Source organism: Microcoleus sp. OTE_8_concoct_300 (assembly GCF_031383065.1).
In the GTDB taxonomy this organism is placed as follows: Bacteria; Cyanobacteriota; Cyanobacteriia; order Cyanobacteriales; family Microcoleaceae; genus Microcoleus.
In genome coordinates, this window is record NZ_JANMZH010000361.1 from 1 (window position 1) to 20,473 (window position 20,473).

Consider the following 20,473-nt stretch of genomic DNA (forward strand, 5'->3'; position numbering starts at 1 on the left):
CGCCCGTCCTTTTTGGACGGGCGGGACGCCCATCCCACAAACTTGTGGAAGTTATTTAATTCTCATTCCTTAGGTAAACACACGATTGATGCAGCATTTGGACAGTTCAGAGCTATTCTTTCTTATGTGGGCAAGCAACGAGGTGTATATGTCGCCGAAGTTAACCACAAAGGAACGTCTCAAACCTGTCCCAATTGTCGCATTGTGGTCAGAAAAGAACTGGAAGATAGGTGGCATAGTTGCCCAGAATGCGGTTATGAAGCTGATAGAGATATAGCCTCAGCGCAGGAAATCTGCAACCGAGGCTATGAACAACTGAGTACCCAAGGACTTTGGGGGAAAGAAATTGGCTGTCAAGTCGGGCTGTCGGGGGCTTTTTGCCTAGATAAGTGGCGTAGGGCAGCAATATCCGGCAGCGATGTTGGAAGCCTACATCATAATCTTTGATTTGATGTAGGAGTAGTCACTCAGACTTACCCTTACTACTATCAATCTCGGGTACGCCGCAGCGCATTTTACTCATAATTAAGAACTAATAACTTAACAACTGCCAAGTTACATACCACAAATATCCCTAAAGTGACAGCCTGCCGCAGACATATATCTACAATTCCAACTGTAGGGGGATGCTTTAGCTCGTCAATAAGGGGATGCTTGCCATTGGGGGCATGAGTCTAAAACTATACATTGGTTAACTCGCGCCAAAGATCGCGCGCACCCACCCGTTAACGAGGAATATACTATGTATCAAAATTTGCCAATAAATCCACAACTGTATAACATCGGGTTCTGGCTCGCCCAAGTGCAAGTACAGGAGACTACTACAAACAGAGTAGAAGACGCAGCACTCCTCTATTCCGGGCCACAATTTTTTATCGCCTTGATAGCTGGAGTCGTGCTTGCCTGCGCTTTCCAACTGTTGCTAACAAATTTATCAGTAGCTGCAGGCCTTTCCTACATGGGACAATCCCATGACGACGGTGACCACCAGTCGGATAGTGGCAGTTCGCCAGTCCGCCACATCGGCCGAAAGGTAGGTACTTGGACGCTAATCACCGTCACCATCGCCTTATTCTTTGCTTGCTTGCTGGCAGTTAAGCTCAGCTTGATTAGCAGTCCCGGTTTAGGTGCGATCGTCGGTTTAGTCGTGTGGGCAACCTATTTCTCAATGCTCGTCTGGGTGAGCTCCACCACCGTCGGTTCCCTGATCGGTTCCGTCGTCAACACCGCGACATCAGGCTTTCAAGCGATTGTCGGCACCGCAGCCTCTGCCATCGGCGCCAAAGCAGCCAGCAACCAAGTCGTCGCCACAGCCAAAGCAGCAGCAGCAGCAGTGGGCCACGAACTCGGTAGCGCGATCGACCCCACAAGCTTGCGCGAAAACGTCGAAGATTACATCCAAAGCCTCAAACCGCCGGAATTAGACATCAAAGGGATGCGCAGCGAATTTGAAAAATTGCTCAACGATCCCCAACTCAAAGCAATTGCTGGCGAAAATTTGCCGAGTCTCGATCGGCAAACTCTCGTAGATTTAGTAAGTTCGCGATCGGACTTATCAAAACGCGACGTAAACCGCATTGTAGACCAACTCCAAGATGCTTGGAAACAAGTAGGAAAACAAGGGCAGCAATCAGACGGCATCGCCCAATTAGTAGACTATCTTAAATCTGCCAAACCCGGAGATTTGGTCTCAGATACACTAACAAGTAGGGTAGAAAAAGTCCTCGGTAATCTGGGCGGTCAAAATTCTGGACAAAGCCCGACCATGATGTCCCAAGCAACGACAATGGCAGTCAATGCTTTAATGGGAATAGTATTGGGTCGCACGGATATTTCCGACTTGGATGTGGAAAAAGTAGTCGGTCAGCTCAAAGCAGCTAAAGACAAAGTTAGCCTGCAAACTGATAAAATTACTGCTCAAGTAAAAGGCGAACCCCAAACTTACAGCCCAATTCGCGCCGACGTAGAAAACTACTTGCTCAATACTTATTCGTGGCAGATGAACCCGCAAGCGATCGAGCGCGAATTTCGTGATGTGCTCTACGATCCTACCGCAGATCCGGGAACTGTGCGCCGCGAATTAGAAAAACTAAAACAGGCGAATTTTGCGGAAATCCTGGCCAGCAGAGGCGTTTTTACCCAAGACAAAATTAAAGAAATTTCCCAGGAATTAGAAGCAATTAGACAGCGAGTTTTACAAACTGTGAGCTTTGCCGAAGAGCAAGAAAAAGCTCGCGATTTGCAGTGGCGGGTGGAAACTTATTTGAAGCTGACGGCGAAAGAGGAACTGACAGCAGCAGGTATCGGGAGCGATTTCAAAAAAATCTTAGAGGATTCCGACGCTAGTTACGAACAGTTGCGCGATCGCCTTGCTCCTTACTCCCACGACAGTTTCGTGCAAATTCTCAGAGGCCGCGACAACTTCGGAGTTCAGGAAGTAGAACATATTGTTCAAGAGTTGGAAAGGACGCGAGATGTAGTTTTAGCAGATGCTAAAGGTCTGCAAGAAGCAGCGCAAGTCCGAGTAGACAACCAGTGGCAAAGAGTACAAGAATACTTGCAGTCTACGGGCAAAGAAGAACTCAATCCCGAAGGCATCAAGCGCGATTTGAAAACGCTGCTGGACAACCCGGAGGCGGGAATGTGGGCTCTGAGATCTAGAGCTTCTAAGTTCGATCGCGATACTTTGGTAAAATTGCTATCTCAGCGGAAAGACCTCAGCGAAGACCAAGTAAATCAGCTGATCGACAGCGCCGAAGAAACTTGGCACAGCGCGCTGCAGGCGCCGCAAAAGTTGGCCCAAAAAGCTAAGGATCAGTACGACCAAAGCACCACCGCCCTTGCAGATTACCTGCGCAATACTGGCAAATCAGAACTCAATCCTGAAGGGATTAAGCGGGATTTGACAAAACTGCTGGAAAATCCCAAAGAAGGAGCTTTAGCGCTGCGCGGCCGCCTGTCTCAAGTCGATCGCGATACTTTGGTAAAACTGCTTTCTCAGAGACAAGATTTGAGCGAGGAACAAGTCAATCAAATTATCGACCAAGTGCAGGATACTCTTGGCTCGATTGTGAAAGCGCCGCGCCGTTTGGCAAAGCGGGTACAAACCCAAGTGCAGGATTTTCAGGGTGTTTTAGAAGATTATTTGCGCAATACGGGCAAGGATGAATTAAATCCCGAAGCCATCAAGCGCGACTTGCAACTGCTGCTACACGACCCGAAAGTCGGCGCTTACAGTTTGGGCGAGCGCCTGTCACACATCGATCGAGCTACAGTTGTTTCTCTGCTGTCTCAGCGGCCGGATATTTCTGAAGCAGAAGCCAATCGCATTGTCGATGGGATTTTGTCGGTGCGCGACGAGTTCGCACTGCAAATTCAGAAAATACAGGAGCGTATTCAGTCGGTAATTGACGGGATTCTCGGAAAAGTTCGGGATTACCTCAATTCCCTCGATCGCCCAGAACTAAACTACGAAGGCATTACGCGGGACGTGCGGAAGTTATTTGACGACCCGCAAGCCGGATTTGACGCTTTGCGCGATCGGCTGGGTCATTTCAACCGCGATACTTTAGTAGCACTAATCAGTTCCCGGGAGGACATTTCCGAAGCAGATGCCAACCGCTTGATCGACCAAATTGAAAGAAGCCGTAACAGCGTCTTGCAAAGAGCAGAACGCTTGCAGCAAGAGGCGCAGCTTCGCCTCGAAAGCATCAAAGTGCAAGCCGAAAAACAAGCCGAAGAAACCCGGAAAGCAGCAGAAGTTGCCTCTTGGTGGCTGTTTTTTACCGCTCTCACCTCGGCCGCAGCAGCAGCAGGCGCCGGTGCTTTAGCCGTCATCCGATAAAAAAGACTCAAGTTGCGATCGGATTGCAGATAGTGCCTGATGTGAGTTTATACTGAGATCAGGCACTAATGTCAGTAAAGGATTGTCTCGGGAGTGGGAACGGGTTTATTTAATTTGTTGGTACGATTTAAGGTTATTGGTAAACCCGCTCCTACCGATTTATTGAGGAGAGTGCCAACTGTGAATTTATACATCTTAGTTAGCAGTTTTGATTCCTTCAAAATAGAAAAGTGAAAAGCATCATTTTTTGATTTTATATTTTATTTCCGGATGTAAAGTCCAAGTCTGCGGATATTAATTGCCTCTGCTATAGCAAAAAATTTTTCCTCAGTTATCAACCTGGTTCAGGCTTCGACGCTTTCATTGGCTTTTCGACCCATTCCACAATTATTGCAAGGATTGCTATAGAACGACAAAAATCAAAAAAGCTCCTGGAATGAGAACCTTTTGGCGCGCCAAACTCGACGCGCCACTCCGCTGTCTCCTAAATATTTTTTAGGTATAGTAATAGTTAGGGTTCTCAACCCAGCACACCTGTTCCCTCAACCGCCCGGTACCCCTGGCAGCGTCAGTATCAAACGTAAACAGTTTTGAGTTCGATCGCCCGTTTCTTTTGAAAAGGCCGATCGTCATGTCATAACTTGTAGGTTATAGGTTGTGCATAATAGGAAACTAAAGCCGTCAAAATACTACACTGACTGTAGGGGGCAAAATACCGCATACCTTGGAAATACCAAGGGCTTTACTTTCGTCAGCCCAGAACAGTCAAAACACGCAGGCCTTGCGATCGCCAATGCTAAACAACCTACGTCTCAAACCTCTCCGGGCTAGTTGCCTAGTAGCACCGTGAGGAGGGCGACGCCATGCAACTCCGAAAAAAAACACTATTAATCATCGGTGCAGCGCTGATCAGCCTGATTATGGTTCTCTATGCGACTGCATCAACCATTTTGCTGCACGATTTTCACAACCTGGAGGCACAGTACGTCCGCCAGGATGTTGCCCGGGCTTTGGACGCATTAGATGAGGAATTGTCGAGTTTAAACACCAGCGCCCAAGATTACGCCGAGTGGGACGATACTTATTCTTTTGTCAATACACCGGACGAAAACTTTGTCAAGTCAAATTTCGTCGATTCGACATTTGTTTACTTGAGACTAAACTTATTAGTGCTGCTGGACTCCAGCGGTAACACGAGATTCAGCAAAGGTTTCGACCTTGCATCCCAAACCGAAATCCCGATTCCCGAAAGCTTAAAACAGCACTTGACAGAGGCGCTGCTAGACTCCTCGACATTAGGAGGATCTCGCCGCGCGGCCAAAACAGCCGTCCTCAACTTGCCAGAAGGCACGGTGCTGATTGCTTCAAGGCCGATATTCAACAGCAACGCCGAAGGCCCGGCGCGCGGGACGCTAATCCTGGGACGCTACCTCGACAGCAGCGAAATCGCTTTACTTTCAGAACGGATTCACCTGTCAGTGGATTTTACATTGCCGAGTTTAGATTTTAAAGTGGGAGCCGGGAACTACTCCGGGCCCGGCGCCAAGGCGATGGCTCGATCTAAACAGGATTTGGAAAAGATCAAACTCAAAATTTCCAACCTCAAATCAGTAGAAATTTTAGTGGAGCCGCTCAGCGATACCTTAGTCGCAGGATACGCCCTGATTCGTGACATCCACGGCAACCTAGCGCTGCAGGTGCGAGTAGAGACAGAGCGCATCATCTACCGCCAAGGTCAGGCTACCTTGCAGCTGTTTACCTTATCAACACTGGGAGTAGGTTTAATATTTAGCGCGCTCACCCTGCTGTTGCTAGAAAAATTAGTCTTGGCGAGATTGGCTTCCTTGAGCACCAGCGTCAGCAACATCGCAGCCAACGGTGACCGAGACTTGCGGGTTCATATGGCCGGAGGAGATGAACTCGCAAGCTTAGCCGACACCATCAACCTCATGCTAGAAGCATTGAGCAATTCTCAAGTCGAGCGTAATGAAACAGAAGACCGCTATCGGTTGATGGCAGACAACTCAACCGACATGATCACCAGACACGACCCCGAAGGCATATTTATTTACGTCTCGCCCGCCAGCCGCGCTTTGCTGGGATACGAACCTTCGGAACTCGTCGGCCGCGTCCCCAACGATTATTTTCACCCCGACGATTTAGAAACCATCGCCAAAGCTCACTCGAAAGTCCTGGCACTCCCAGTTACTTACACCGTCAGCTACCGCATCCGCCACAAAGATGGCCAATACATTTGGTTTGAAACCACCAGCCGCACAATCCGCGATCCCCAAACCGGCGCCGTGCAAGAAATTATCGGCATTTCCCGCGACATCACTGTGCGTAAGCAAACAGAACAAGAACTGCGAGAAAGCGAAGCTGCAATTAAAGCTTTGTACCAAGTGACTTCTGCTCCCCGTACAGACCCCCTCAACCACCTTTCTACCTTTGATTTGCGCCTCCAAGAACTGCTGGCAATGGGATGCCGGCATTTAGGCCTGTCCACGGGAATTTTGTCCTGCATTCAAGGCGACAACTATCAAATAAGGGCTGTTGAGTGTCCCGACGGGTCGATCGTCAAAGAACAAATCTACGATCTGGAAAAAACCTTCTGCGTGGCTACGGCAATGGCAAAAGAACCGATCTACTTTGAGTCGGTGAGATTTTCGGGTTTGTCCTTCAACACGGACGATCCAGCCTTCCAAATCGAAGCTTACATGGGCATTCCCGTCACGGTGTCAGGTGAAGTTTACGGCACTCTGTGCTTCTTTTCTCCGACTCCTGTGACAGAACCCTTCCGAGTTGTAGACAGAGAGTTGGTGAAACTGATGGCTCAGTGGGTGGGAAGCGAACTCGAACGCCAGCAAACAGACTTAGATTTGGCAAAAGCTCGCGATCAAGCACTGGCGGCTACTAGAGCCAAAAGCGAATTTTTAGCCACCATGAGCCACGAAATTCGCACTCCGATGAATGGAGTCATCGGCATGACCGGTTTGCTCCTGGATACCCGCTTAACTCGGGAACAGCGCGATTTTGTAGAAACTATCCGCAGCAGCGGCGATGCCTTGCTGACGCTGATTAACGATATTCTAGATTTCTCGAAAATTGAGTCGGGCAAATTGGACTTGGAGGAACATCCGTTTGATATCCGCACTTGCATTGAGGAATCTCTAGACTTGGTAGCTGCTAAGGCTGCACAAAAAAACCTGGAAGTGGGTTACTTGATCGATCGTGCAGTACCAGCAACGGCGATCGGCGACAGCACCCGCTTGAGGCAAATTTTAATCAACTTGCTCAGCAATGCTGTGAAATTTACCGAAGCTGGAGAAGTGGTGGTTTCGGTGACTGCCAAAAAGATTTCAGTGCCGACGGCCACCAACGCTAAAGAACCGCCAGCAATTAATGGCGAACCGCTAGCAATTAACCAAACATACGAAATACAATTTGCGGTTAAAGATACCGGTATCGGCATTCCGAGCTCTCGCATGGATCGGCTATTTAAATCTTTCAGCCAGGTAGATTCTTCAACGAGCCGGCAGTATGGCGGTACCGGATTAGGTTTGGCAATTAGTAAGCGTTTGGCCGAAATGATGGGCGGCAGGATGTGGGTGGAAAGTATGGGTAATCTGGCGGGTAATCCTCCCGCAGATTTTAAATCGGCAGTTTTTGATTTGGGATGGGGAGAATCTTGCGAAATTGCCGAAAAATATAGCTCTAGCAAATCTGTACTCAGCAACAAGCCGATCGGGCAAAATGCCAAATCCGTTGGCTCTACTTTTTATTTCAGCACGATCGTTTCTGGCTGCAACAGTTCCTTGCCAGCTAACTTGAGCAATTCTCACCCAGAATTAGCTGGCAAGCGAGTCTTAATTGTCGATGACAATGCTACCAACCGCCAAATTTTGACTCTCCAAGCTCAATCTTGGGGAATGGTGCCTAGGGCTTCAGCTTCGGCTCGTTTGGCTTTAGATTGGCTCGCTGCTAAAGAGGTGTTTGACTTGGCAGTTTTGGATATGCAAATGCCGGAAATGGACGGGTTGGCTTTAGCTGCCCAAATTCGCCGATATCCAGATTGCCAAAAGTTGCCGTTAGTCATGCTAACTTCGATCGGCAGGCAAGAAATTAACTCTGCAGCTATTGAGGCGGATTTTGCCGCTTTTTTGAATAAACCGATCAAACAATCTCAGCTTTACAATGTTTTAATCAATATTTTTGGGGAAGAGACAACAGAATTTAGAGGGCAGCGCACCAGCGGGCCTTTCTTGCAAAGCATACCCCTCCTGGCCGAGAAGTTACCCCTGCGGATTCTGTTGGCTGACGATCATTTGGTGAATCAGAAGGTGGCTTTGCAAATTTTGCAGCGGATGGGGTATCGTGCGGATGTGGCGGGAAACGGTCTCGAAGTGCTAGAAGCTTTGCGCCGCCAGCCTTACGATGTGGTGCTGATGGATGTGCAAATGCCGGAAATGGACGGACTGGAAGCTACTCGCCGCATCCGATCGCAATTTTCAGGAGATTTAACCTTAGAAAATCCCAGTGGAGAATCAGAAGTTTCCGCAACTGATGAGCAATCTCAAAATCGAAAATCCCAAATCGAAAATCCCAAATTGACTGACGAGGAATCTCAAAATCGAAAATCCCAAATCGAAAATCCCCCATTGACAGACGAGGAATCTAACAATCGAAAATCGAAAATCGAAAATCGAAAATCGACTGAGGAATCTAACAATCGAAAATCGAAAATCGAAAATCGAAAATCGACGAGGCCTTGGATTGTGGCGATGACGGCAAATGCGATGCAAGGCGATCGCGAAGAGTGTATGGCGGCAGGGATGGACGACTATTTGAGCAAGCCGATCGCAATTGAGCAGTTGGTGCGAGCTTTGAGCGCGTGTAAATCTCGCTCGAATGGGGAGTTCGAGATCCCGCAGCCGATTGTTTGTTTGAACTCACAGCCCGAACAGATTGAAGTAACAAGTGAATTAGAAGTGGGATCGAATGGGGCTGTTGCGGGAAATCCACAACTGACAATTCCCTATTCGCCCGCCGTCGTCGGGTGGGGTGCATCAAATCTCGATCAGGCTTTGTCAGTGAACGGCGCTTCCCTGAGTGCCAAGATTATAGAGGAACTGCGAGAAGTGGAAGCTTTGGACGAGGTGATAGAGATTTACCTCGAAACAGCTCCCGAACTGCTGCGAGGCATCTCTATAGCCCTGGGCAACGCCGATCCGCTGGCTTTGCGGCGATCGGCTCACTCTTTGAAGTCGATTAGCGGTACTCTCGGTGCTTTTCGCTTGTTTGAGCTGTGCGAGGAACTCGAAATCATGGGCCGCATGGGAACAGAGGCGAACAAGCCTTTACCTGCTCCAGCCGGCGCACTTTTAGAAGAGGTTGAGGCCGAGTATCAAAGAGTCGAAACGGCGTTGAAAATAGAAAGGCAGTACAGCGAAACAAGCACAGAATCATTAACAAGTGATAACTAACTATTGTTCGTAGGTGGGGGAGGGTTTTTGATATGGTTGGTTTTAGGCATAGGCATTGATGGTTGGTGAAACCCTCCCTAGGATTACAAGCTGTATCGATCGATCAAATCTCTCCCTGCTTGTCGGTGTTTTTCTACCAAACTCGGCGGGGAAAGCACTTGGACACTATCCATATATCTGTTCACCCACAGACTAAATTCGTTCAGGGAGCGATCGGGCAAATCGATCTGATAATCCACATAAACCACTTTGCCAAAACTATCCCTCGGGCCTTCTTTAATCTTTTGTCGCGGATGCCGCCGATCGCCTTCTAAAATAAATCCCACTACTTTCTCAAAAAACCGCACTTTCACTTTTTCTAACTTCAGTTGACCCTGCAATTCGGCTTGCTGTTGCTCTGGCTTGCCCAATAACAGCCCCCAGCCGTTTTTTAACAACTTTTGAGCTATTTTCAAAGGGTGTTCCTGTACGGCTAAACCACGCCCTTCTGAATCGATAATTTCGCAGTAGTCACTAAAGCGATTCACCCGTTCTACGCTTAAGTGTCCGTTTTCGCAATCTTCGCAAATCAGGTACCAAGCGATATCGTGATAGATCAGTTGCAGGGGTCAAATTCTCCGGAAACCGACCTTGCCTTTACCGTAATAATCATCTTGACGGTAAAGTTCGATCGCCTGGCCTCGAACAATTGCTGTTTCTACAATATCTAGTTTGTGAAATAGGGTATTCCGATATTCTTGGCGATCGAGCATTTCTACAGGATCGGTGTAAATAATCGCACGATTTAGGTGTTCGCGAACGGGATAAAACAATTGACCTTTGAGTTCGATATCTAATCCGCGCAACAGTTTAGTGAGTTTTTCACAAATTTTGCGGGCTTGGGGATTTCCCTGATATTTGGCTTGAGATGCTATTGCTTGAAATGCGAATAGTAGTTCTTCGCGATTCATTGCGCCGGTGCCGAGATAATATCCGAAGCGATACATTCTTTTGTCGAGGATTCCGTAGTGGCGCAAAGTTTCTAAATCTTTGCGAATTGTGGGAGTTGCGGGATAGTTTTCGGGAAATTCGATGTTGAATTCGGCGGCAATTTTCTGTAATTGAGATTGAACTTCTAGTAAAGCATCGTGATATTTACTGTCGGATGTTTCGGTGTCCGAGTGTCCGATTCCGGGATGGTTTACTAATGTCGCGATGAGGATCATGATGCGATCGAACGTTAGTCGATCGGCGTAGGGGTGAGGGGTTGGTTTTTTTGCCATGATTGGGCGATCGGGTAAGTTGATTAAAAGTCAAGTAAAAGACAATATTGACATAAACATATAGAAAGGTCTGGAGAGTATTATTTACAGACTTTTAGGCTTCGCAACAAGTTTGATAAATATTGTCAATCTGAAGACATGAAGCTGGCTCGGCTGATATATTGACTTGAGTAGAACTTAAGCAGTTAGCGACTTGGGACACTACCAGCAGCATTCAGGTGGGCATTGCCCGCCTTAAAATTGAATTTATGTCTGCATACACTGCGATCGGCTTTGCCCCCGTTCAAGGCTTTATCGAGAAATCCCGCAAACTCCGAGATTTATTTGGGGCTTCACTGATTCTGTCTTATCTGAGTTACAAGCTAGTAAAGCAAGCCGAAAAATCAGGTTTAAAAGTCATTTCTCCCGGTTCCCCGAACATCCAGAAAGGAATGCCCAATCGCATACTTCTGAAAGGCAAAGGGGAATTTTCCAGGAATGACGTGGCAAATACCCTTCAGAAGTCATGGCAAGAAATATTAAATGAATGTCGAGTTTGGATAGAACGAGAAGTACCTCCTAAAGAGGAATACTTTTGGCAGCAAGAGTGGATGCGATGGGGTTTGTATACTTGGGAGATATTTTGGGGACACGGAGATTCGATAGAATCTGCGATGAAAAATTTAGAAACTCGCAAATTGCGGCGCGATTGGACGGCGATTAACTGGATTGGCGACAGTTCGAGTTTGACTGGCACAGATGCGATCGCCTGGCCGCGTTTAGGTTTAGAACATCGAGAACCAGGGCGGCAGCTATCCGATACAGAAAAAGCTGAACTTAAGGATTTCTATCAACGTCTTTCCTGTGTCTTAGAAAACCTTCCCCCAGATGGCAAACCCGAAGGAAAATTTCTAGCACCTAATGAAAGATTGAGCATCCCTGAGTTAGTCAAGCGCTTAGTTACTCGCGAAGATATTGCTAAGAGTCTCGGCATGGAAACTCTGCAAAATAAGGGGAATGAAACAGCATTTAGCGATTTGATTAGGATGCCGAAAGAGGGAGTGGGACAGTGGACGGGTTGGTTTATGGGAGATGGCGACAGAGTTGGCAAAAAACTTCAGGATATTGCTCAAAAAGAAGGAGATAAAGGTCTAAAAAATTTCAGCGAAGCCATGCGGAATTGGGGAAAGGAATTTATGGAGAATTTCCCTGAAGATAAAGGGCGAGTTGTTTATGCAGGTGGCGATGATTTCTTGGGAATAATTTACAGCAGCAAACCGGAAAATCCCCCAGAACCTATAGAGGCATTAGAATGGTTAATGGGATTGTCCGATGAATGGAAAAAGCACGGACAGGATATTAACCTAAGTGTTGGTTTTGTTTGGGCTGGTCATAGGGTGCCGCAGCGAGATATTCTTCAACACTGTCGAGAAGCCGAAAAACGCGCGAAAAGTTTGGGGCGCGATCGCCTTACAATTCGAGTAGTTTTTAACAGCGGTCAATACGTGCAGTGGACTTGTCCTTGGGATTATTTGCACATTCTCAAACAATACAAAGACCGGGACGGCAAAAGCTGGGATCGAAAGCCAAACTGGAGTCATGTTTACAAAGATTTAGCTCATCTAAAAAATCGTCACGCTATTAGTTTTAATCCCAAGGAAAACAGCCCAGACGATGAATTAGCTTTAGCTCTTTTTCAACTTTACTTTCAAGACGAGAAGAACTTAGAAAAAAACTGGAAGCACATCGTCGGCGATTACCCAAATCCAGAACAATCCAAACAAATTATTTACTGGATTAGTGACCTAATAAATGTCGGATGGCAGCTATGTTCAAATATCTCATCACTATAAGTCCTTTAGGATTTATGTACGGGAGTTCTGGCGGATTTTTATCGCCCGAAAATCTAGTCGGACGTTCTGGGGCAAAATTCCCTCCAGAAGCAGCTACTCTCTCCGGTCTATTTTTCAGCACCAACAAAGTTAAGTCCTATATTTCTCCAAAAGAACTTAGTGATAATTTGTTTGTCGCTGGCCCATTCTGGGCAAAATCAGACGATCCTGAATACTTTTACGTCCCCATTCCTTGGCACAAAATTATTTCTAAAAAAGGGGTGGATGAATGGAAAATGAAATCTGGGAAATGGCATCGCGAATCCGAAGATTTAGATCCTGAGTATAGCTGGCAAACCGTTAATTCTTGGGTAAATAAGACTGCTACCATTAAGAAAAATGGCGATGTTGCTGATATTCCTTGGAAATACGTCCCCATCTTGCATCCCAAAACAAAAGATGACGAACGCTGTACTTTAGCAGAAGATGGTTTGTTTCTGGAAAATTCCGTGCAGATGGATGATGAATGTTGTCTGGTTTATCTCTCAACTCATCCTTTAGCAGATGGTTGGTATCGCTTTGGTGGCGAAAATCATTTAGTAGAAATCAAGAGCGTTCTACTGGATGATGACAGTCCCATTGTCAAACTTTTACGCCAACCAATTCAGCGCTCATTTGCTTTGATAACACCGGGAGTTTGGGGTTCTAACAAGTTTTCATACCGCTATCCTAAAAATGAAGATTTCTCCCAAAAACGACCGGATATGCTCACAGATAAACCCATTTCCTATCGCTACCGCGCGAAAGGACAAATGGGACGGGGACGCTATGCAGTTCCTCCCGGAACTGTCTATCTTCTCAGAGAACCTTTAGATAAAACTTGGTGGGAATTCCCCGAAAGTTGGTTTCCCAAAGAAGGTTTTAGCCTGAAACAAGTTGGATGCGGCTTGTGTTTGCCAATTGAAATTCAAGGAGTTGAATAATGTACAAAAAAGCTTACGGTATTATTGAAACCCTTGCTCCTCTTCATGTGGGAGCAACGGCTGGTGAAGAAAGCGGCAACTTAAACTTAATTTTCCGCGACCAGTTTACTCAAACTGGCATTATTCCCGGTAGTTCGATTCGGGGAAGATTGCGATCGGAAATCCGCCGCAGTCTGGGAGAAACTGAAGCTAATAAATGGTACGGTCAGGAAGCAGAATCCGGAAAACCAGACAGTACCACTGAGTCTGTAGTTAAGTTTGAATATGCTTCGCTGCTGTGGTTGCCAGTATTTTGTCCCGGTCAACCAATTGTCTGGGTAACTTGTCCTCGTTTGCTGAAACGCTATCAGCGAATTGCTGGAGAATTCGTAACATTGAAGGATAAGACAAAGCTTAAAGATATCAAGCTATCTTTAATTGATAATCTCAAATACACAGGTTCTCAAACCTTAAAAGCTCTCGACGTAAATGGCACACCAAAGCTATTTTTTAACTTTGGCTTTTTAACAGTTGAGAAAACTCAGGATTTGTCTGCTTGGTTTCCTTTAGGAGAGGAATTGCCAGCCGTTGTTGTGGCTGACGATGAAATTGCGATGATTCACGATATGGCCTTATATCGTCAGAGTCGAGTTGCCTTAGACAAAGAGGAAAAAAAGGCTAAAAAAGGAGCTTTTTTTAATACTGAAGCTTTGCCAGAAGGCACAATTTTAGTATTTCCGATCGCCCTCAAAGAAAACCAAGAGACATGGCAACCTTTTGGCGCGTCTACTGGCACCGACATCTATCTCGGCGGTTTAGAATCAATTGGTTTCGGTCACTGCTATCTAACCTTAAAGGAGGTATAATTTATGGCTTGGGAATCTTACAGATTAGACCAAGAGGCTCACGATTTAGTTGTCAAATATCGTGACAAAAAAGACGCTCTCAATCAAGCATACAAAATGCGCGTTGCAGTTGCTTACGGTTTAGAGCGATTTTGGGGAGAACAGTTTCGGTTAGTCAAGGATCGAGATAAGGCTGATTATTGGCGGGATACTTGGAAAGCGCTAGTCAAAATTATGGCAAATGCGGGTGTTAAAATTCCCAATGATAATGTCAGTTCTGAGGATACAGCAGCCATTAAAATTATGGCCGATAAATTGTGGGATTTTCCTGTAGAACAGCGGAAAGTAGCTATAGCGGTGCTGACTCAACTTTGCGACAGTATGGTTTGGTGGACTCAGCGGTATAAACCTACTAATAGTAACAGCAATTCTGGAGGTGAAGAAGATGAGTGATAGCGATGATATTCCTTTGATGTTTCGCGCCCAAATAGAAGGGCGCTGTCAGATTCAGCGCTTAATTCCCAAGGCACCTAGACAACAAGCTTATGACTGGGCTAAAGAATGGATCGCTGGTGTTTCCAAAGAAGTTCCCGACTTTGACTCAAAGACAATTCAAACTCAAGCGTTTAAAATCACTTGGCGATTTGTTTCTAATAGCGGTCAAGATGAGGGAGTCATCCGCCCTGTAACTGGTACAAAAGGTTGGCCGTTATATCCCGGTTCTAGTATGAAAGGCGCGTTCCTGCGTACTTGCACTGATGAACAAGCAATGAAATATTGTGGCGGTCAACTTTCCCAAAAAGACACGAAACCTGGAATTTTACGCTTTCATGGTGGCTATCCCGCAGATGGAGACTGGACTAAAAAATCTCTAGTAGATGTTGTTCATCCCCAAGAGGAATGGCAAGTCAAAAAGAATGGTAGCCACAGTGCTTTTATCCAGATATCTCTGCATCAGCCCACTTTAGTTTTTGGCATTTCCAGCACAGTAGAACTCAGCGAGGAAGAATGGACAACTATCTGGGAAATTTGGGAAAAAGCAATGGAACGTGGCATTGGTTCTAGGGTTAGCGCTGGTTACGGTCAACCGAGAAAGCACGGCAATAGTAATCTGCTCAGCATACAATTAAAGGGTCAAGGTTTAGGCTCTCAGTTAATAGACAAAACAGGCGAATTTCGGCCTAATATGTTTAAAGCTGGTTTGCGGGGTCATACTTTGCGCTTATTCAGTGGCCTTACTGATGAAAATTCTGCTGAAGAATTGACTAAAGAACTATGGGGGGGATTTGCTGGTAAAAATGGGGCAATTGTTGGCTTACTGGGGATAGCATTTAATGCTGTAGAATTAGATTTAGATAGCTACAGTTACGGCACTAATGTCATGCCTACTTATGAGCTAGTGGACGGGACGCTCAATATTCTTTGCATGACGGCTAAGGCTGAACAACAAAGAAAAAACTTGAAAGTCTTGATTCCTCAATTGATAAAATTCTCTCTGCTATTTGGAGGTTTTGGTAAATCGTGGCGACGAGTTGACCATCGCCTGTTTTTTAAAGAGTACCTAACTGGTAATCATAACCCGATGATTGGGTGTCATTGGCAGTTGGGAGAAAAATCAAAGAGTCTCTGCTGTCCTGTGAATGAATTGAGTGATATTACTAATTTTCTGAATACTTTTCAGAAAAGCCTAAAACAGTGGGTAAATTTAAAGAAGAAAACACTGAGTAGTTCAATCAGCAGTTGGCGGGAAGCATGGCATCCAAAAAAAGTTGAAGTTTGGGGTCGAATTGCTAAAAATCAGCTAGATAGTAAAGCTGTTCGATGGTTTCACGGCCCATACTTGGGAGAACAATCAATTAAAAATTCAGTGCTAACTGGTAAAATCGGTCAAATAGGTTGCATTTGGCATCGAATGTATCCGCGCTATACTACTACAAATGGTCAACTAAAATCCACCAAAGAGTATGTGGAGTTACTGACTATTTTTCCTGATGAATCCGAATCAACTGAAGATTTTCTAGACTATTTAGATAGCACTAGCGACTTTATCAAACTTTGGCCAATTGAGGAATAATTATGAATATCTGGATTGTGACAACTGGCAGCAGCGATGTCAAGCTCAAAACTGATGGCAATTGGAAAACTTTGTTTAAAAAGGTGAAAAGTCAATTATACGATCGCCCTTTTAAACCTACACAACCGCCGAATCCTGATGAGGACGAACCTTTCATTGTACCAGCTAGAGCGATGGGGATGGTTTATGGCAGCCAGTTAACAGATGAATATTATGAGGATTTGCACTTTCCGCTTCTTGATGCTTTTTCGGCAAAGCTGTTAGAGAAAGGCAAAACAAATCCTGACAAAATAATTGTGATTCGGACCGATCAGGAAGCGGTTTTTAATGAGGAAGATAGGAGATTAGATAAAAGTCCTTATTGGCAGGATACTTGCACGCTTAAACCAATATTTGAGGCATATTTTAAGATAAACTTTCCCAAAGTCACAAGTGAAAACATTGATTACTCAAGGGTATTAAAACCCCAATCTCAAAGCGAGGGATTAGATAATTGGGATCGAGCACTGGTGCTTGTTCAGCAAGCTTTTTCCAGTTTAGAGATTGACAAAAATACCACTGTCTATGTCAGCCATCAGGCGGGAACTCCGGCTATTTCTTCGGCTGTCCAGTTTGTGAGTTTGGCGAGATTCGGTAAGCAGGTTAAATTTGTCGTTAGTAATGAGTATAACCCCAGCTTGACTAAATTTATTGACGCTTCTCAATATCTCAAAGGAATTCAGGTGCAGCAAGCAAAGGGATTAATTGAGTCTGGTTCTCCTGGTGCTGCTCTAAAGCTGCTAGAATCAGAGCAAGCTGAAGGTAGGATTGATACTCAGGTTATTGACAATATCACCCAAATTGTTGATTTTTTTAATCTCAACCGTTCTCTTGAATCGGGAGAAGACGAGTTTAGTCTTGAAGCAGCTACCCAGCGAATTGTGGATGCAGTTGAATTAATTAGAATCTTTTTCAAGCAAAGCAATTATCTGCTAGGAATTGCTTTGCTTGCTGCGGCTCAAGAAACTTTTCTGAAGGTGGCTGTATTGTCACAAATAGAAAAAGTAAATGATACTTTTACTTTAAACGGTTCTTCTCAAGAAGTAAAAACCTTTGTAGAATGGTATTCTCACGGATTATTTCTAATTAAGTCGGTGGAGTCTGAAAGCATGGCTGTCAAGAAAGAGATTTTACGAAAACTATGTTTTCCGGCAGAATTACTTAATAAAATTGTGGATCAGAGAAACACAAAAGCGGAAAACCAACAGTTTCAAGTTACCAACCGCAATTATGGATTATTAGCTTGGCTGCAAAATTTAGACCCGAATTTTAAACCTTGGTCTTTGTTGAAATGGTCGTGCGGATATAGAAATAGTGATGACGACCTCCGCAATCAACTTATGCATAATTTGCGGGGTATGAAGGCGGCTGAGGTATGTGAATATTTGTCAGGAAATGTGAAACCTAGCTCTTCTAGTGATGTGGTGAAAACTTACGACTCATTGGTCAAAGATCCGCTGATGGGGGAGTTAAAACGTTTGGGTTTGAAGTTTGATAGAGAAAAGATAGACCAAAAACTGCAATCTCTAGCAGCTTCTTTGCGATTAAATTAAAGATTCAATATTGTGCGGGCGATCGGCCCTAATACCAATTTTTTATGAGGTCCCGTAGAATCCGATCCCCCCTAGCCCCCCTTAATAAGGGGGGGACAAGATCCCGATCTTTCGTCCCCCTTCTTAAGGGGGATTTAGGGGGATCGAGATATGTGCAACTTCACATTAAATTGGTATAACAACTTCCAAAGCTAAAATTGATATATCGCAGCATCCGGTTTTATGCGGTGTCGCGCCATACTTTGGGACAGGTGGAGGTTTTGGGAGTGGGAGCACAGGTGACAAAAGCACCTGGGTAAGTGATTATTTAGCTAAGGTTGCGAGGCTGGCGGTAAATTAGCTCAAACGACCTTTTTCGGTCGCGAGCCTCGCAGCTTTAGTGGGTAAGGGTTTCAGGGTTTATTGTGAGCGAACACAGGAGTGAGTTTCACAAAAAATATCTGAGCCTCGCAAATGGCCTCTAGATACCTTGCGCTGTCTTGGGTGTATCATAGAGGACTCCCCACTCGTTGGGGAAACTAATTGAATGGAAACACTTGATCGCCCCAAGTAAATCCTTTGGTGTAACTAAAACTCCCCACTCGCTGGGGAAACTAATTGAATGGAAACAGTTCCATAAACCGCGAGAAGGAAATATCTTCTTCTCCCCACTCGCTGGGGAAACTAATTGAATGGAAACTCCATGAAGGAGTAGGCGAACTGCTCGTCTATGGATACACCCTCCCCACTCGCTGGGGAAACTAATTGAATGGAAACCGGCAGCGAACGATACGAACTCCGCGCAGTCATGCTTGGACTCCCCACTCGCTGGGGAAACTAATTGAATGGAAACATCTGTCCCTTAACATTCTCTCCGATGAATTTAGACTCCCCACTCGCTGGGGAAACTAATTGAATGGAAACTTAATAACTGATGCCTCAATCTTTAATTTGCCTTCTTCTCTCCCCACTCGTTGGGGAAACTAATTGAATGGAAACCCGGAAGTCGCCTCCTTAGCGTTTGTTTCTAACACCTCCCCACTCGCTGGGGAAACTAATTGAATGGAAACAGGCATCTCTCGGTACAGGGGGCGCAGTAGTCAACCTTGAGCCTGGCTCCCCACTCGCTGGGGAAACTAATTGAATGGAAACAACTTGCGCTCGTAGATATCCTGAAGTCGCAAACCCCTCCCCACTCGCTGGGGAAACTAATTGAATGGAAACTCCTCAGCTACGCCAAAACTTTTGACTTGATTCGCAATAGCAGACTCCCCACTCGTTGGGGAAACTAATTGAATGGAAACTACAATTTAGGGCATCCCTAATAAGGATTAATTGAACTCCCCACTCGTTGGGGAAACTAATTGAATGGAAACGCTAAAACAAAATTAGTGGAAGTCTTCTATTAATGCGACAGTTTAAGGGAAACCATAAATAGCTGTTGACAAAAGACTAGATTTCTAATAGTCTAGTTTTGGGGGGATGCCTTTAGGGGACGCCTCTACCGCATAGAATAACGTCTTTAAGGCATCGTCCTATCCCCCAGCCGAAGGGTTACGGTACTGTCTAGCAAGTTAACTTGTCACTTGCTAGAAATACATAGCTAAGACAAAGTGTGTCGAAGTCTTCTATTAATGCGGAATCGAAGGAGGCTTCGACCCCCCCCGACACCGCAAACAGAAATAAAAAAATCAGAGCCTTCTGTAGTGCCAAAAGCTCTAAATTTTTAAGCTCTGGAAAACTCCAAAGACAAACTTTTACAACTCAAATTTCTGCAATCAATCCTAGTTGCGAAGAATTAACAAGCACAAAAAAAAGCCCCATAATCGGGGCAAAATATAAGTATTCTCAGTCGTTGGGTGGGGGCGGGTTTATTATATTGTTGGTTTCTGACATAGATGGTTGGTGAAACCCGCCCCTACGAGAATTTGGGCACACGCGATCGCTTATTTTCGAGTTACCAAAACCCAATCGTCGGCTGTTTTGAAAATCTCAGCATTCTGCAAACCTAAATCTTTTAAAACTGGTTGAATGGAAACAATCGATCGCAGCCACGGAAATTAACGTTAAACACTCCCCACTCGCTGGGGAAACTAATTGAATGGAAACTCTTGAAACCATGCACGTATACCTACAGCAGCAAAAGCTCTAAACTCCCCACTCGCTGGGGAAACTAATTGAATGGAAACCTTTTTGCAGAAATTCTAAAAGTTCGGTTTCATCCTCATTTACTCCCCACTCGTTGGGGAAACTAATTGAATGGAAACTTCATTTCGCCAGCGACCGGGATTCCCCAGATTTCTGTGAAGTCCCCACTCGTTGGGGAAACTAATTGAATGGAAACGCTCGACATCCTCAAGTTGGGTGGGGGCAGGTTTTTGAGATTGTTAGTGTTTCACATAAATTGTTGGTGAAACCCGCCCCTACACGCTATCGTAGGGGCGGGTTTTACGAATAATATTTAATACCAGCAGACAATCTAGAGAGTCCCACAGAATGAATGATCCTATAATAACAGAAAGATAACTTCAGTGTGCAGCCTATCTTATGTCTCTAAAATCTATCATGAAACTGACTGAGTACGCCAAATCTCTTTACATCAAAACAGCTAAAAAACTCAA

Annotated in this window: 11 protein-coding genes and 1 CRISPR repeat array; of the genes, 9 read left to right on the forward strand and 2 right to left on the reverse strand. The window is 45.4% G+C overall.

The features are described 5' to 3' along the window. The 3 genes from ACUVJL_RS16185 to ACUVJL_RS16195 all read left to right on the forward strand — a co-directional run. Positions 1 to 447 (forward strand): zinc ribbon domain-containing protein (locus ACUVJL_RS16185; RefSeq protein WP_445246784.1); only part of this gene is annotated, 447 nt, incomplete at its 5' end. A 295-nt stretch (positions 448 to 742) separates the two neighbouring features. Continuing rightward, positions 743 to 3,844 (forward strand): MFS transporter, encoded by a 3,102-nt coding sequence (locus tag ACUVJL_RS16190; protein ID WP_445246785.1) that lies wholly within the window; start codon positions 743 to 745, stop codon positions 3,842 to 3,844. A gap of 863 nt (positions 3,845 to 4,707) precedes the next feature. After that, on the forward strand, positions 4,708 to 9,327 hold the full coding sequence (locus ACUVJL_RS16195) for a response regulator (RefSeq protein ID WP_445246786.1): 4,620 nt from the start codon (positions 4,708 to 4,710) through the stop codon (positions 9,325 to 9,327). A gap of 83 nt (positions 9,328 to 9,410) precedes the next feature. Here the strand turns inward: ACUVJL_RS16195 and ACUVJL_RS16200 are convergent, their stop codons facing one another. Together ACUVJL_RS16200 and ACUVJL_RS16205 are read right to left on the reverse strand one after the other, a co-directional pair. Next, positions 9,411 to 9,854 (reverse strand): hypothetical protein, encoded by a 444-nt coding sequence (locus ACUVJL_RS16200; RefSeq protein WP_445246787.1) that lies wholly within the window; start codon positions 9,852 to 9,854, stop codon positions 9,411 to 9,413. An 81-nt stretch (positions 9,855 to 9,935) separates the two neighbouring features. Beyond that, a complete protein-coding gene (locus tag ACUVJL_RS16205; protein ID WP_445246788.1) occupies positions 9,936 to 10,589 on the reverse strand; it encodes a hypothetical protein in 654 nt (217 codons plus the stop codon). Positions 10,590 to 10,837: 248 nt separating this feature from the next. Between ACUVJL_RS16205 and ACUVJL_RS16210 the strand changes: the two genes are divergently transcribed. From ACUVJL_RS16210 to ACUVJL_RS16235, 6 genes are read left to right on the forward strand one after another with little or no spacing between them, the layout of a single operon-like run. After that, a complete protein-coding gene (locus ACUVJL_RS16210) occupies positions 10,838 to 12,421 on the forward strand; it encodes a Cas10/Cmr2 second palm domain-containing protein (RefSeq protein WP_445246789.1) in 1,584 nt (527 codons plus the stop codon). Beyond that, positions 12,388 to 13,383, forward strand: a complete 996-nt coding sequence (locus tag ACUVJL_RS16215) for a CRISPR-associated protein (protein WP_445246790.1) — start codon at positions 12,388 to 12,390, stop codon at positions 13,381 to 13,383. Before ACUVJL_RS16210 ends, ACUVJL_RS16215 begins: the two co-directional genes overlap by 34 nt. Beyond that, a complete protein-coding gene (gene cmr4 / locus ACUVJL_RS16220; RefSeq protein ID WP_445246791.1) occupies positions 13,383 to 14,228 on the forward strand; it encodes a type III-B CRISPR module RAMP protein Cmr4 in 846 nt (281 codons plus the stop codon). Before ACUVJL_RS16215 ends, cmr4 begins: the two co-directional genes overlap by 1 nt. Before the next feature lie 3 nt (positions 14,229 to 14,231). Further along, entirely contained in the window at positions 14,232 to 14,660 is a 429-nt protein-coding gene (locus tag ACUVJL_RS16225; protein ID WP_445246792.1) for a hypothetical protein, read from the forward strand. After that, entirely contained in the window at positions 14,653 to 16,281 is a 1,629-nt protein-coding gene (locus ACUVJL_RS16230; RefSeq protein ID WP_445246793.1) for a hypothetical protein, read from the forward strand. The genes ACUVJL_RS16225 and ACUVJL_RS16230 overlap by 8 nt, the downstream gene beginning before the upstream one ends. 2 nt (positions 16,282 to 16,283) lie before the next feature. Next, positions 16,284 to 17,873, forward strand: coding sequence for a hypothetical protein (locus tag ACUVJL_RS16235; RefSeq protein WP_445246794.1), 1,590 nt, complete (start codon positions 16,284 to 16,286; stop codon positions 17,871 to 17,873). A gap of 498 nt (positions 17,874 to 18,371) precedes the next feature. Next, positions 18,372 to 19,229: direct repeats of the CRISPR family, unit length 36 nt; unit sequence CTCCCCACTCGCTGGGGAAACTAATTGAATGGAAAC. Positions 19,230 to 20,473 lie beyond the last annotated feature (1,244 nt).